General features: G+C 41.4%; 8 protein-coding genes. 4 read left to right on the top strand and 4 right to left on the bottom strand.

Going from position 1 to position 15787, the window contains the following annotated elements; genetic code table 11:
- Window positions 1-63 precede the first annotated feature (63 nt).
- The gene (locus tag ABT310_RS03940; protein WP_375325445.1) at window positions 64-558 is read left to right on the top strand and encodes a hypothetical protein; all 495 of its coding nucleotides are present in this window, start codon (window positions 64-66) and stop codon (window positions 556-558) included.
- On the opposite strand, the gene ABT310_RS03945 is transcribed toward ABT310_RS03940, so the two are convergent.
- Window positions 555-3269: an outer membrane beta-barrel protein gene (locus ABT310_RS03945; protein WP_375325446.1), complete on the bottom strand. Its 2715-nt coding sequence runs from the start codon at window positions 3267-3269 to the stop codon at window positions 555-557. The two genes, ABT310_RS03940 and ABT310_RS03945, sit on opposite strands and share 4 nt — an antisense overlap.
- A 348-nt stretch (window positions 3270-3617) precedes the next feature.
- Between ABT310_RS03945 and ABT310_RS03950 the strand changes: the two genes are divergently transcribed.
- Together ABT310_RS03950 and pbpC are read left to right on the top strand one after the other, a co-directional pair.
- Window positions 3618-9170: an alpha-2-macroglobulin gene (locus ABT310_RS03950; RefSeq protein ID WP_375325447.1), complete on the top strand. Its 5553-nt coding sequence runs from the start codon at window positions 3618-3620 to the stop codon at window positions 9168-9170.
- Between the two features lie 10 nt (window positions 9171-9180).
- The gene (gene pbpC, locus ABT310_RS03955) at window positions 9181-11556 is read left to right on the top strand and encodes a penicillin-binding protein 1C (protein WP_375325448.1); all 2376 of its coding nucleotides are present in this window, start codon (window positions 9181-9183) and stop codon (window positions 11554-11556) included.
- Window positions 11557-11558: 2 nt separating this feature from the next.
- Here pbpC and der read toward each other — a convergent pair whose 3' ends face one another.
- The gene (gene der, locus ABT310_RS03960; protein WP_375325449.1) at window positions 11559-12860 is read right to left on the bottom strand and encodes a ribosome biogenesis GTPase Der; all 1302 of its coding nucleotides are present in this window, start codon (window positions 12858-12860) and stop codon (window positions 11559-11561) included.
- Window positions 12861-12936: 76 nt separating this feature from the next.
- Here der and ABT310_RS03965 point away from each other — a divergent pair, with 76 nt between their 5' ends.
- Window positions 12937-13452, top strand: coding sequence for a GTP-binding protein (locus tag ABT310_RS03965; RefSeq protein ID WP_375325450.1), 516 nt, complete (start codon window positions 12937-12939; stop codon window positions 13450-13452).
- On the opposite strand, the gene era is transcribed toward ABT310_RS03965, so the two are convergent.
- Together era and ABT310_RS03975 are read right to left on the bottom strand one after the other, a co-directional pair.
- Window positions 13449-14330 carry a GTPase Era gene (gene era / locus ABT310_RS03970; RefSeq protein ID WP_375325451.1) on the bottom strand — a complete coding sequence of 294 codons (882 nt, stop codon included), beginning with the start codon at window positions 14328-14330 and terminating at the stop codon, window positions 13449-13451. The two genes, ABT310_RS03965 and era, sit on opposite strands and share 4 nt — an antisense overlap.
- Window positions 14320-15684, bottom strand: a complete 1365-nt coding sequence (locus ABT310_RS03975) for an alanine/glycine:cation symporter family protein (RefSeq protein WP_375325452.1) — start codon at window positions 15682-15684, stop codon at window positions 14320-14322. The genes era and ABT310_RS03975 overlap by 11 nt, the downstream gene beginning before the upstream one ends.
- Window positions 15685-15787: the final 103 nt, after the last annotated feature.

Raw genomic sequence — 15787 nt, forward strand, 5'->3', positions numbered from 1 at the left:
TTCTACTTTTGAAAAAAGCAACTTCAAAGTTGTTTTTACATCTACCTTTAAAACACCATTGCTATGACCAGAAAACTCTGTGCGATCTGCTACGCACTACTAATTCTACTTTCTTGTAATTCGGACGATAATGGAAAAACGATTGATTGTGCCGCAGTACTTTGTGCCGCAGCCGACAACACCATTTATCTGAAATTTTCAAGTCCAGACAAAGAAGTTGACCTCATTGAAAATGGAGATATCGACACAAATTTGATGACCATTGTCAATGAGCAAAACGACGAAATAAGCTTTACAGTCGAAACCTATCCTGATATGGGAATTTATTTAGCGATTCCTGTTGCCACCAATACTTTTGGGCCAAAGCATTTTACCATAAATTTTGAAGAAGGAGATTCTTTCACCATAAATTTTGAAACGAGTTTCTCGGAAGGTGGGGAATGTTGCGGTCCTTATACCATCTTAGAGGCATATGAGATTGACAACTACTCCTTTGACTTGATAGAGCCTTCCCCTCTTCCTGTTTTAAATACAGTTTATATCCCAAATCTTAATTAGAACCTTATATATCTTGGTCCTCCACCTCGTTGGTTTGGTGCACCTTTTCCACCAAAGGAATCGAATTTAATGGTCAAACTACCCATAAAATATCTTTTGAGCGCGGTACCCTGAAAATCTTGTATAAAATCCTGACCTGTGGTTCTTCGGGTGTTGATGTTCTGATTGAGCAAATCGTAGGCCAACACTTTAAGCGTAGCCCTCTTATTAAACAACTGGACTCCCAAACTCATGTTCCAGAATATGGCATCCTTATCAAACCCATCCCCTAAATTCCCGTTGTAACTGTAGGTGATATCGTTTCCAAAAACAAGGTTTTCTGGCCAAAAAGTCGTCATTTTAAAGGAGAGGTTATGAGTGGTGAAATCTACATCTTCCACAGTTTCCAAATTATATCGGGTGGAGTTAAATCCAACTCTATATTCGGGTTCAATCTCCAGCATTTCTTTATAATTGAACAATAGACCTACCCTTGGGTTAAAGCTCCAGGTTTTGGCCTCCAACCTACTTCCATTGGTAAATCCAACTTGCCTGTTCGTATTTACATTAGGGCTAATGGTGAATTTCAATGTATAAACACTATCCTTTTTTATTTGTTTGGAGTAGTTAACGCCCATCCATCCCCTATAATTACCTTTCACATTTTGGTAGGTGGTGGTCCTAATAAAGTCTTCATCGGTTGTGGTAATGGAAACGACTTGATCTTCCTCTATATTGATGCCCGAATAAACAAAGATTCCCGTACGATCTTTCCAATTGTAATTATTAAAATTCAAGTAAATATTGTGACTAATCTCTGGATCTAGGTTAGGATTACCCACGATGATGTTCAATGGATTGCTAATGTTGGGAACCGGTTGCAATTGGGTCACGGAAGGTACATTTAAATTTGAATTATAATTTAAACTCAACCTTTTACTGTTGCCCATTTGGTAGTTGATGAAAGACCCAAATAAAATATTGTTGTATTTGTTGGAAAATGTAGTGGATTGTACAAAATCTTCATTATCCAAACTATTATTCTCAAGTCGGGCCCTTACGTTGAAACGTAATTTTTTTCCATTAGAACCAATTCTCAATTCAGGCGCATGCTTGTCTACCGTAAAATTAAAATCGGAACTTAAGCTCGAATTGTAAACATATTCACCCAAGGTCTCATCAAAAACAGAAACGGAACGCTCGTTCTGTTGTTTGGTGTTCTCATATTCATACCGAACATCCAAATAGAATTGCTTATTGAAAAAATGACGGTATGCCGCCCCCAATTCATAAGAATCGTTGGAATTATCGATCAAGGTTCTCTGATCCAATTCTTGTTCGCTTGGGTTGTCCCCAAATATATTTCTTTGTGAATTTACAAAACCCTCAGACTCGTTTACTCGATTATTGTTGTTAAAGTACGCACGAACATAGGTTCCCAGCGTATCCAATTTCTTCATTATTTCCAGTCGGTTTCTAAAATTTCGCTGGTTCCCATCGGTAGTGGTCAAAGAAGTATTGCTGTTTATTAAATTACCTTCATCATCTGTAGATACGGTATTCTCGGCATTGGTAGAATTGGTATTGGTTACGCTAATATTGGGTTGCACCGTAATTCGGGTGGTTTTGTCCACATCAAACTCTAAATTAAGCGCTCCTTGGTTAGAATTGGTATTTCCTAAAAAGTTGGTTTCAGTATCCGTAAAAAAACTGCCGTCGGGCAAAATATTCTCTCGGGCTATTTTTTCATCGTTGTATGAATCACTGTAGGAGAAAAAATAGTTGCCGTCTATACGATACTTCCCTTTCTCTTGATCGGCAAAACTAGCTCCCAAAGTTGAGGATGTGGTGATTCCCTGTCCAAAACCAAAAGAAACATCTCCAATGGAAAACCCTCCATTTCTATTAAATCCTATTCCGCCACGTGAGTTTCCGACCATTTCATAAATCTCATCAAATGAAAATCCTGGGTTGTTAATGTTGTTGGAACTCCCCAAAACACTGACCCGTTTGGTATCGTTAAAATAATTGAGCAATCCATTGGCCTGGTAGCGGTCATCGGTTCCGTAACCCCCAGACAAACGGCCCATAAACCCCTTGTTCTTGTCCTCTTTCAACATTAAGTTGATGGTCTTTGTTTCCCCATCTCCTTCTTGTCCGGTAAATTCCTGCTCTTTTGTTTTGGTATCGGTTATCTGAATTTTACTGATCACATCTTTGGAAAGTGATTTTGTGGCGACTTTGGGGTCGGTGCTAAAAAATACCTGGCCGTTCACCAAGACCTGATTTACTTCCTTTCCGTTTACGGTAATGGTTCCATCGCTGGCCACTTCCACTCCAGGAAGTTTTTTTAGTACATCCTCCACTGTGGCATCCGGTCGTGTTTTAAATGAATCAGAATTAAATTCCAGCGTGTCTTTTTTAATGGTGATGGGAACACGTTCGCCTACCAAATCAATGCCATCCAATTGCTGAACCTGTTCATCCAATTGAATGGTAGCAAGTTCCACCGTTGGCTTAAGTTCCACTTCCATGGATTGGGATTTATAACCATTGGAAGAAAAAGCAATTCGCGCTCTTTTGTAGGCTGTTTTGCCCTCAAGGGCAAAAATCCCATTGGCATTGGTAATTGTATACGTAATCAAAGAGCTGTCGCGCAGGGTTTCCGCATAAATAGTGGCCGCTTCAAGAGGGTTTCCCGTTACGGCATCCACAATTTTTCCTTTGATCATAAATTCTTGACCAAAAGTAGATGAAATACAAAAAAGGAAAAATAGGAATACGAGGTTAGTGTGTAATCTTTTCAAAGGTTGATTAGTTTTTTGATTGTTGTTGTTTCACGAACTAAAATATTAGTTTGAAAAAATGCCCACACAATTTTTAACGAAACTTTTAGAAAAAATTCATGAAAAATCAAGATTCTTCAAAAAAAGCACAATATATTTTGAATATCGCATTGCTTTTTTAAGGATAATTCGTCAATTCAAAAGTATCATTCATCAATTTTAAAAATATTTTAAGGTCAATTTTAATTATATTGCTTAAGGCTAAACTTTTGGTTAAATAAATACCCTTTTCGAATGTCCCGCTCTTTAAAATTGCTCTTTGCACTTCTGTTCGTTTTTGTTGTTTCCTGTAAAAAGAAAGATACTTCCGCCGAAACCGATAATCTTTTTAAGTTTAAAGATTATATAAGTTTCCACACCCGCGGCAACCAAAGTATATCGACCCCAATTACCATTGCTTTGGCGCAACAATTGGCACAATACGAAGTCACCCAAGAGCTCCCATCGGAATACCTGAAAATTTCTCCCAAAGTAGATGGGCAACTTCTTATCGAAAATGGTAGGGAAATTATATTTCAGCCCACTGAATACCTAAAACCTAACACTGAATATTCAGTTACACTAGCCTTGGAGCCTCTTTTTGAAAATATTGAAAAGGAGTTCAACACCTACACTTTCAGTTTTAAGACCATTGCACCCAATTTTAAGATCAATCTCGGCAATTTGCAATCCTATAGCCGCGAATGGCAATACGTCACAGGCACCTTGAATGCCGCCGATATTTTGGATGGATCTAAAATGGAAGATGTTATAGAAGTGACGCAAGACGGAAAAGACCTTCCTATGAAATGGGACAACCTTACCGACAATGCACAGTACTTTAGTTTTAAAATCGATAGCATCTCTCGAAAAAAAGATGACAGTGAGATTCAAATTTCATGGAGTGGCAAACCATTGGATATTGATAACGAAGGAACCGAGTCCTATCCGATTCCCGGCTTGAACAAATTTGTGATTGTGGACGCCAAGACCTCCTCTGGAGCCAATGCGGTGTTGACCCTCAACTTTTCAGAACCTCTATTGCCCAACCAAAACCTAAATGGATTGGTCACGGTGGAGGGTGCGGAAAGTTTGCGATATGAAATTGATGGTAACGTATTAAAAGTTTATCCTTCCAACCGAATTTTAGGAGAAGTCCGAGTCAATGCGTTCGAGGGCATTAAAAGCGAATATGGTTTCACCTTAAAAAATACCTTTTCGGAACTGGTTTCATTCGAACAGATAAAACCAGCGGTTCGACTTATTTCCAAAGGAACCATTTTGCCCAACGCTGCATCGACTCCCATTTATTTTGAAACGGTCAACCTATCTGCTGTCGAGGTAAGGGTGATTCAGGTGTTTGAGGACAATATGCTCCAATACCTTCAAAATTATGATCTAACTGAAAATTATTATCCCGATTTCAGACCTGTAGGTCGAAGAGTGGCACATAAAGTCATCCCATTAACCGAAAATGGGGAAAACAATACCAGTTATTGGAAAGCCCATGCCTTGGACCTCTCTGAATTGATAAAAGTACAGCCAGGTTCGCTGTACCGTGTTGAATTCAGTTTTAAGAAAGAACACTCCACCTATGATTGTGGAGGCAATGACAATTCGGATTTGGCCCTTGCAGCAAGAGAAAGCAATTCCACCGAGGAAGCGAACGAAGAGCGCTATTGGGACAATGAAATCTATGATTGGAGAAATTACGATTACAATTGGGAAGAACAGGACAACCCTTGTCATCAAGCCTATTACAATTACCAGCGTATCGCAGCTACCAATTTATTGGGTAGTGACCTTGGTTTGATCGTAAAAAAGGGAAGAAACAAATCCTATCATTTCGCGGCCACGAATATATTGACCACCCAACCCGAAGCAGGGACCAAAATCAAACTATACAATTACCAGCAACAACTTTTGGGTGAAGTTACCACCGATGCCACTGGTCTTGCCGTTTTTGACAGTGATAAAAGCATAGCTTTTGCCGTAGCGGAAAAAAATCAGAATTACGCTTATGCCAAACTTACGGATGGTAATGCGCTATCGTTGAGCAAGTTTGATGTAGCTGGAGAAGAACTTCAGCGTGGACTTCAAGGATTTCTTTATACGGAACGTGGCGTACATCGTCCGGGCGATGTGGTTCACCTCACCTTTGTTTTGGATGATACCGCCAATCCCTTGCCAAAAGGACACCCCGTAACATTGGAAGTTAGTGATGCACGAGGAAAATTAGTGCAGCGTAATGTAATCAAAGATGAGCCTGTTCCCATTTCTGGTGGACTCTTTGCCAAAAAAGAAGACAACTTTTATTATTTCCCTATTCCAACGACTGAAAATGCCCCGACTGGCTCATGGATCGCGAAAGTAATTGTGGGTGGTGCCCAATTTCAAAAAGGGTTAAAGATTGCCACGGTAAAGCCCAATCGCTTAAAAGTAGATTTTTCTTTTAAGGATGATGTTTTAAAGGCGAATACCAACAATTCTGGCAAAGCCATTGTAAAATGGTTGCATGGTGCCCCTGCACGTAACCTTAAAATTGACATCAATACCACTTTAAGTCAAACGAACACCGCATTTCCGAAGTTTAAAAATTATATTTTTCAAGATCCTGTTCGGCAATTCAACCCCACCGAGTTACAGTGGCTCTCTTCCACATTGAACAACGAAGGTGAGTTGGACATCAACAATAAATTAGATGTAAACGGGAATGCACCAGGTATGCTTCAAGCAACTTTTACCACAAAAGTGTTCGAAGGCGGCGGAGATTTCTCCATCGATGTCTTCTCCAAAAATTTGGCGCCTTTTTCCCATTTTGTCGGACTACGCTCCCCCGAACCCAAACGGTACGGTTCTTTTTTAACAGACGAAAACAACATTTTTGAAGTGGTTTCTGTGGATACCGAAGGAAATCCATCAGGCAATAGAAAACTAAAGGTCCAAATATTCAAAATTGAATGGCGTTGGTGGTGGAACCGAGGGTACGATAACCTTTCCCGATATGAAAATGCCACGGTGCACCGCCCGTTCAAAGAAATGGATATCACCACGGCGGCCAATGGCAGGGCGAATTTTGACCTAAACATTCCTGATGAGGACGGCGGGCGATTTTTGATTCGGGTGTTGGATGAAGAGTCTGGGCATGCCACAGGAAGAACAGCTTATTTTTATAGAAATTGGTGGCGTAGACCTGCATCTGGAGATACCGAAAGTTCAAAAATATTGATTTTTGCCGCGGACAAAGAGAGCTACCAATTGGGTGAACAAGCGCAAATTACCTTCCCATCCAATCGAGGTGGAAGAGCGCTTATCAGTATTGAAAATGGCACAGAGGTACTCTCCCAACAATGGGTGGAGACCTCTGAAAACGAAACGAAGGCCAGCATTCCAATTACGGAGGAAATGGCTCCAAATGCCTATATCAATATTTCACTTTTACAACCTCACGGACAAGTCGCCAATGATTTGCCCATTCGATTATATGGTGTAGTGCCTTTAATGGTTGAAAATCCAGCCACCTTTTTGAAGCCACTAATTGAAATGCCAGAAGTTTTGGCCCCTGAAACATCCTTTAAGGCAGTAGTGTCCGAAGCCAATAACAAACCAATGACCTATACTTTGGCAGTTGTTGATGAAGGCCTATTGGATTTGACACGTTTTCAAACCCCTGACATCCATTCCTCATTTTATGCAAGACAATCCTTGGGGGTTAATACCTTCGATATTTTTGATGATGTGATGGGTGCCTATTCGGTGAGCGTGGACAATATTTACGCTATTGGTGGCGGAGGCATCGGCGCGGGCGCCAAAAACAGAAAAGCACAACGGTTTAAGCCCGTAGTGACCTATTTGGGGCCCTTTACCTTAAAAGCAGGCGAAAAAGCCACGCATACCATCCAAATGCCCAATTATGTGGGTTCTGTGCGCACCATGGTAATTGCTGGAAACGCAAACAGTGCTTACGGGAATGTAGAAAAGGCCACCCCAGTGCGTAAACCCCTTATGGTTTTAACATCGCTACCCAGAAAACTATCCCCGGGAGAAAAAGTGACCGTTCCCGTGACCGTTTTTGCCATGGAATCCAAGGTAAAAAACGTAAAGGTTACTGTTGATGCAGGAAATGCTTTAGAGCCCATAGGGCCAACATCCAAGAACATTACGTTTAATTCTGTAGGGGAGCAAATCGTAAACTTTGACTTTAAAGTCAACCCAGCCACAGCTTTCCAAACCATAAAAGTTACGGCTTCAGGTGCAGGCGAAAGGGCCAGCAGCGAGACCGAGATTGATGTGGAAAATCCAAATCCAATCACTTCAAAAAGTACAAGCTATACCTTGGAGGGCAATACCTCGACCACTTTCGCAATAGAAACTTTTGGCACTTCTGGCACCAACGAAGCCTCCCTAGAATTCTCAACCTTGCCCCCAATGGATTTTTCCAAAAGACTGGATTATGTGATGCGTTATCCACATGGATGTGTGGAGCAGACCACTTCGGCAGTCTTCCCACAGTTATTCTTGGCCGATGTATTGGACATCACCTTTGAAAAGAAACAAGAGGCTGAAAAAAATATAAAAGCAGCCATTAGAAAATTGGGGGATTTCCAATTACCAAGTGGTGGATTAAGCTATTGGCCCGGATTTATTCAAGCTGATGATTGGGGCACTTCCTATGCCGGACATTTTATGCTAGAAGCCAAACAAAAAGGGTTTCAACTCCCCTTAACCTTCTTGAGCAATTGGTTGCGCTATCAAAAAAACAAAGCCGAGCAATGGAGCAACCAGAGTACAAGATACAACGATGATGTTTCGCAGGCTTACCGATTGTACACCTTGGCATTGGCCCAACAACCAGCGCTTGCGGCCATGAACCGTCTTCGCGAAAGCAATAATTTAAGTAACGAAGCTAAATGGCGTTTGGCCGCCGCCTATGCCTTGTCAGGAAAAAGTGAAGTGGCTCGGGAGATTGCGAGTAAGGCCAATATTAATTTCACCACGAACAGTTACAATTATAGAACCTATGGTTCTGTATTCCGAAATAGAGCCATGGCACTGGAAACTATGACCATTTTAGGCGATAGCAAACAACGGGAATTGGCAGAATCTTTAGCCAAAAATCTGTCGTCACAGCACTGGTACAGCACCCAAGAAACATCATTTGCCCTACTCTCCCTTTCAAAAATGGTGATTAAGAATGGAGGTAAATCGCTCAATGTTACATTTACGAATAACAGCAAGGAAATTTCGATTCAAACTGATAAGGCCATTGCGCAAAGAGCATTGACAATAGCTTCTTTTAAGGAAGAAATCAAAGTAAATAATGCATCAAATAATGTGGTGTATGTAACGCTTTCACAATCGGGAAAACTACCCGTGGGTGAAGAATTGCCACAACAGAACAATATAAACCTGTCCGTAGGTTATGTCGATGCGCTTGGCAACGCTTTGGATATTGATGAGTTAAGACAAGGCACTGAAATTGAGGCTAGAATTACCGTTTTTAATAGTTCGAATGATTACGTGGAAAATTTAGCCCTTACCCACATTGTTCCCAGTGGTTGGGAAATTGTGTACATCTCTTATGCCAGTAATACTGCAACAAATTCACAGGCCGATTATGTGGATACCCGTGATGATAGAACAAATCTGTATTTTGACCTAGATGCTAAAAAGTCCAAAACATTCACCATCAAGCTTAACGCATCATTTATTGGGGAATATTACTTGCCAGGTACTCAAGTAGAAGCTATGTACGATAGCAATTATATCGCTAGGAACAAAGGACAATGGATTAAAGTGGTTCAATGATGTAAAGTTCATGAAGGGTTGGGAGTCGCTGATTAAGCAAAAACAAATCAAAAAACACAAGTTTAAACTGGCAGCCTTTGGACTTTTGGTTTTGCTTTGGTGGTTTTGCTTGCCCAAACAATTGTTCAGCACACCTACCTCTACCGTTGTCAACAGTGCAGATGGATCATTGATTGGTGCACGAATTGCAGACGATGGGCAATGGCGTTTTCCTAAAATGGATTCGGTTCCTGAAAAATTCAAACAAAGCGTTTTACTCTTTGAGGATGAATATTTTTACAGTCATCCTGGGTTCAACCCCATTTCAATTGTCAAGGCCATTGGTCATAATCTCACCAAAGACACCCGAAGAGGAGGAAGTACCATTACCCAACAGGTGATTCGGTTAAGTCGTAAAAATCAAAAAAGAACCTATTGGGAAAAATGCGTGGAAATTTTCAAAGCGACCCGATTGGAATTTCGATTATCAAAGGAAGAGATTTTAAAGTTATATGCTTCGTATACCCCTTATGGCGGCAATGTGGTAGGTTTGGAAACCGCAGCATGGCGTTATTTTGGAATTCCCGCCCACGAGCTTAGCTGGGGACAAAGTGCAGCCTTGGCCGTATTGCCGAATGCCCCGTCTCTTATTTTTCCCGGAAGGAACGAGGAAATTTTCATTCAAAAACGCAATCGGTTATTGGAAAAACTCAAAGAAAAGAAGGTGATTGACCAAACTACCCTTGAATTGGCCATTGCCGAACCGCTTCCTGAAAAACCCCTGCCCTTGCCAGATGTTGCTCCACATTTAACGGAACGCATTCGAAAAGAGCACCATGGAAAACGCATAAAAACTTCCATTGACAGACCGCTACAACAACAATTGAATCTTATTTCGGAAAGACATTATCATCAACTCAAAAACAACGAAATAAACAACTTGGCCATTTTGGTCCTCGATGTGGAATCACGAAAAGTATTGGGCTATGTTGGCAACTCACCTTCTGGCTTGGATCATGGCAGTTTTGTGGACATCATCACCAAAAACAGAAGCACGGGCAGTACTTTAAAACCGATGCTATTCGCCTCCATTTTAAATGAAGGTCAACTGTTGCCCCAAACTTTGGTGGAAGACGTTCCGACTGTAATCAACGGATACAATCCCCAAAATTTTGACAGAAAATATGCGGGCGCTGTTCCTGCCAGCAGGGCACTTTCCCGTTCATTGAATGTTCCCGCAGTTCGATTGCTTCGCGAATATGGTCTGGAAAAGTTTTACCACAAACTCCAGAAAATGAACTTGAATTCGATTAACAAATCTTCTTCATTTTATGGACTTTCCTTGATTTTGGGTGGTGCGGAAAGTTCGTTATGGGAACTGACCAGTACGTATGCGGCCATGGCTTCAACCCTTAATTATTTTAACTCGAACTCCAGCACTTACCGAAACAATGAATTTGTGCAACCTACCTATCTAATGGAAGAAACAAAAACTTTTGGCGTTTCTCAATTTGAAGCACCCGTAGTTGGTGCAGGTGCTATTTTTGATACATTTCAATCCATGTACGAGGTGAACCGACCCGAAGGGGATGAAAACTGGCACTTTTTTGATGCTGCTCAACCCATTGCGTGGAAAACAGGAACCAGTTTTGGTTTTAAAGATGCTTGGGCCATTGGTGTGACCCCAAAATATGCCATTGGTGTTTGGGCTGGTAATGCAGATGGAGAGGGAAGACCGGGTTTAACGGGAATAAATGCCTCCGCACCCATTCTTTTTGATGTTTTGGACGCCCTGCCCCAAAGTGGTTGGTTTCAAGAACCATTTGATGACCTCGTGGAAGTGGATGTTTGTACCGAAAGTGGATATCGCGCTTCTGTATATTGCGATAACGCCAATAAAGAACTAGTTCCTTCATTAGGAGTTCGAAGTAATCCCTGTCCTTTTCACCGTCAAATATTTTTAGATGCCAACGAGCAATATCGAGTGAACGGTAATTGTTATCCCATGGAGGATATGGTGGCAAAAAACTGGTTTGTGCTTCCTCCCACCATTGAATTTTACTATACCTATTCCAATCCAAATTACAAGGAATTACCCCCTTATCTTGACCATTGTTCACAAATGGATACTCAACTTATGGAGTTTATATATCCTAAGAAGGGTGAGGCCATTTTATTGCCGAAGGATTTGGGCAAACCTATTAAGGATATTGTGCTCCAATTGGCGCACCAACAATCCAATGCCATGGTGTTCTGGTATTTGGATGAGACATTTGTGGGCAAAACCCAAGATTTTCATGAATTCACCTTGAATGTGGAACCAGGAGATTACACCTTAACGGCTGTGGACCAAGAGGGCAATCGTATTCAGCAAAAAGTACAAGTGCGATTAGCTTCTGAAAACTGATGTTATTTTTTACGCATAAAAACGGTAATCGGCACACCCGTAAAATCAAAATGCTCCCTTAACTTATTTTCCAGAAAACGTTTGTACGGGTCCCGAACATATTGGGGCAGGTTACAGAAAAAGGCAAACTGCGGATAAGGTGTCGGCAACTGGGTGCAAAACTTGATTTTTACATATTTACCCTTGTAGGCCGGTGGTGGGTAATTTTCAATAATGGGCAACATAATATCGTTCAGCTTTCTGGTAACTACCTTTTTTGAACGGTTATTGTACACCTCAACAGCGGTTTCTATCGCCTTAAATATTCGTTGTTTGTTCAACACAGAAATAAAAAGAATCGGCACATCTTCAAAAGGTGAGATTACTTCTTTTATTTTGGCAGTGTATTCTTTTACGGAATTGGTCTCTTTCTCCACCATATCCCATTTATTCACCAAAATCACGATGCCTTTGTTATTTCGCTGGGCCAACCAAAATATATTCTGCACTTGTCCATCAAACCCACGGGTGGCATCCAACATCAAAATACACACATCGCAATGCTCAATGGCCCGCACGGAACGCATTACTGAATAAAACTCCAGATCTTCCCTTACCTTGGCTTTTCTTCGGATACCAGCCGTATCTACCAAATTGAACTCAAATCCAAAGCGATTGTATTTGGTATCGATACTATCACGTGTAGTTCCTGCGATATCCGTTACTATATAGCGGTCTTCCCCAATTAGGGCATTGATAAAGGATGATTTACCTGCATTGGGTCTTCCAACCACAGCAAAACGCGGCAATTCACTTTCCTCTTCTTTTGTTTCAGGAAGCACTTTGACCAAAGCGTCCAACAACTCTCCAGAACCGCTTCCGTTGATACTGGAAATGGTGAAATAATCGCCCAACCCCAAGGCATAAAATTCAACGGCATCGGCCATTCGCTGTGCGTTGTCCACCTTATTTACGGCCAAAAACACAGGCTTATCCACCTTACGCAACAATTTGGCCACATCTTCATCCATGCCTGTAACACCTGATTCGACATCTACCATAAAAATGATGGCATCGGCCTCATCAATGGCCAACTCAACTTGTCTATCTATTTCTTTTTCAAAAACATCATCGCTCCCCACGACGTAACCACCGGTATCAATCAAGGAAAATTCCTTCCCGTTCCAATCGCTTTTGCCATAGTGCCGATCACGGGTAACCCCACTCACAGCATCCACAATGGCCTCTCGACGTTGGATTAAACGGTTGAAAAAAGTGGACTTCCCAACATTGGGTCTTCCTACAATGGCTACAATAGCTCCCATCAGCATTAATTTTTGGCAAAAGTAGCATTTATTATGAAGAAAAAATGATACCTTTTTCAATCAGTTTCAACAGATTATGAGTGAGTTGACCAATGAGATTGTTTTACGACCGCGTTTCCGCATCTCTTTAAAAGGTGAATTGGAGGAGTTGGAGCAGGTTTTTGATGGTGTTCATGCCGATAATTTCCTGGTAAAAAGGCTGGATGAGCACATCTTTATTAAATTTAAAAAGGCTGAAACCAATTTCTGGACACCTCAACTACATTTGGAACTTTCTTCTTATGAAAAAGGCATAAGTAATATTCGTGGGGTATTTGGCCCCAACCCTACTTTGTGGACGTTTTTTATGTTTCTTCACTTTGGCGTGGCTACGCTGTTTGTGATTTTAGGCATTTTTGCCTACTCCAATTATTCACTCGACAAAGATGTTACCCTATGGTTGGTGGGCATGTTTTTTTTGGTTGTGGTTTGGATTGCCCTTTATGCTTTTGGTCGGCTAGGAAAATCCAAGGGTGAACCTCAAATGGAATTGCTTAAAAGTTTTTTTAGGGATACGATTTCCGGATTCAAAAAGATAAGTGTCTCCGATTAACCATTGTAACCGAAACGCTTTAGCTGTCTGGAATTACTGCGCCAGTTTTTATTGACTTTTACGAATAGTTCTATGTGAACTTGTTTGGCAAAGAACTTCTCCAAATCTTTTCGTGCTTCGACCCCAACTTTTTTTAGGGCGCTTCCTTTATGGCCAATTATAATTCCTTTTTGCGTATCGCGTTCCACCATGATCACGGAACGAATGCGAATTATTTCCTCATCTTCCAAAAACTCTTCGGTTTCTACCTCTACGGCATAGGGGATTTCCTTTTTGTAGTTGAGTAGAATTTTTTCACGGATGGTCTCGTTCACAAAAAAGCGTTCGGGTTTATCCGTTATTTGGTCTTTGGGATAGTAAGCCGGGCCTTCTGGTAAAAGCTCCAAAATTCGGGCAAATACTTCTTTTACGTTAAAATTTTCCAAAGCGGATATGGGATGGATCTCTGCTTTTGGAAGAAGGCTTTGCCAATACTGCATTTGTTCCTCCAATTTTTCTTGATCGGAAGTATCAATTTTATTGAGCAACAACAACACCGGAATTTTACTGTTCTCAATTTTTTTAAAGAAAGCTTCATCCTTGAGGGCCTTTTCCCCAATTTCCACCATATAGACCAACACATCGGCGTCCTCGAAGGCGGACTTCACAAAATCCATCATGGAGGATTGTAACTCGTAGGCCGGTTTTATGATTCCAGGGGTATCGGAAAGAATTACCTGAAAATCGTCTCCGTTAACAATTCCCAAAATACGATGTCGGGTAGTCTGTGCCTTGGAGGTAATTATGGAAAGTTTTTCACCTACAAAGGCATTCATCAAAGTGGACTTACCCACATTGGGGTTGCCAATAATATTTACAAAACCTGATTTATGTGCCACTTTGCTTTCGTTTTTCAAAATAAGCTTTAGATGCTGCGTTAACTTTGGGTGCAAGGTACAACACTGCGATCATATTTGGTATCACCATTAGGGCATAAGATAGATCAATGAGGTTTTTTACCAGTTTTAAGGATGCAATTGCGGCAAAAACAATCATCACCACAAAAAATACATTGTACCATTTGCCAATTTTGGGGTTGGTTAAAAACGAAAGGCTTTTTACCCCGTAGTATGAATATGTGAACAGGGTGGAGAGTGCAAATGCCGATACAATTACCATTAATAGGATATCCCCGATACCGTAAAGTGTCTTCTCAAAGGCAATCATGGTCATGGTGATTCCACTTCCTTCTTCAAGATAAGCCCCGCTTAAAATAATCACCACAGCGGTAAACGTACATACCAAAATAGTATCAATAAAAGGGCCTAACATGGCGACAAGGCCTTCTTTGGTCGGTTCATCATTTTTAGATTGACCGTGATACATAGGGGCACTACCCAAACCAGCTTCGTTGGAAAACATGGCACGGCGCACACCAATAATCACCAAGCCCCAAAATCCACCTGTGACCATGGTATCAAAATTCCATGCTTCTACCATAATCATCTTTAAGGCCGGCATCACTTCCCCTGCATTGCTTGCCATTACAAAAATCACGGCTAGTAGATACACCCCAACCATAAAAGGAACTATGGCGGATGCCACTTTGGCTATCTTAGTTAGTCCACCGAAAATTACCACAGATGTAATAATGGCCAGTACAAACCCAATTCCCAATTTCCAATTGTATTCGCTGGCCACCAATAAGGTTTTGTGGGGCTCCACGACACCCATAAAGGCTTCGGTAAATTGATTGGCCGTGAACACTCCAAGGAATCCGAACAGCCCACAAATACTAAAAAAAATAGCCATGGGCTTTGCCCATTTTCCCATTCCTTGGGTGATATAGAACATGGGGCCTCCCTGCATTTTTCCGTCGGAATCGGTGCCACGGAACATAATGGCCAAACTGCCCGAATAAAATTTGATGCACATTCCTAAAAGGGCCGTCATCCAAATCCAAAACACCACGCCTGGGCCACCATCATGAATGGCAATGGCCACTCCAGAAATGTTTCCAAGTCCAACTGTTGCCGCCACGGCTGCCGACAAGGCTTGAAAAGAAGTTACATCTCCCTTCGCATTTTTGTCATCGTACTTTCCAGAAACAATGGCAATGGCATGACCGAAATAACGGTAAGGGGCAAATTTGGAATAAAGTACTAAAAACAGTCCCCCGCCTATGAGCAGAAGAAACATTGGCCACTCGGTGTAGGGTAAAAGTGAGGATATAAAATCGTTTACGGCTTCCATAAATTGAAAAGTCCCGAAGATAAGTATTTTGATTCAAGACGAAAGGTGCCTGTGGGAAAATACACGGGCATCACTAGGCTAAAATTGGGTTTCATCTTAGTAT

Origin of the sequence: Flagellimonas cixiensis (assembly GCF_042134615.1) — a bacterium.
GTDB lineage: Bacteria > Bacteroidota > Bacteroidia > Flavobacteriales > Flavobacteriaceae > Flagellimonas > Flagellimonas cixiensis.

Coding starts and splice junctions, on each gene's coding strand:
- ABT310_RS03940 (WP_375325445.1), top strand. CDS start 64: ATGACCAGAAAACTCTGTGCGATCTGCTACGCACTACTAATTCTACTT.
- ABT310_RS03945 (WP_375325446.1), bottom strand. CDS start 3,269: ATGATCAAAGGAAAAATTGTGGATGCCGTAACGGGAAACCCTCTTGAA.
- ABT310_RS03950 (WP_375325447.1), top strand. CDS start 3,618: ATGTCCCGCTCTTTAAAATTGCTCTTTGCACTTCTGTTCGTTTTTGTT.
- pbpC (WP_375325448.1), top strand. CDS start 9,181: ATGAAGGGTTGGGAGTCGCTGATTAAGCAAAAACAAATCAAAAAACAC.
- der (WP_375325449.1), bottom strand. CDS start 12,860: ATGGGAGCTATTGTAGCCATTGTAGGAAGACCCAATGTTGGGAAGTCC.
- ABT310_RS03965 (WP_375325450.1), top strand. CDS start 12,937: ATGAGTGAGTTGACCAATGAGATTGTTTTACGACCGCGTTTCCGCATC.
- ABT310_RS03975 (WP_375325452.1), bottom strand. CDS start 15,684: ATGGAAGCCGTAAACGATTTTATATCCTCACTTTTACCCTACACCGAG.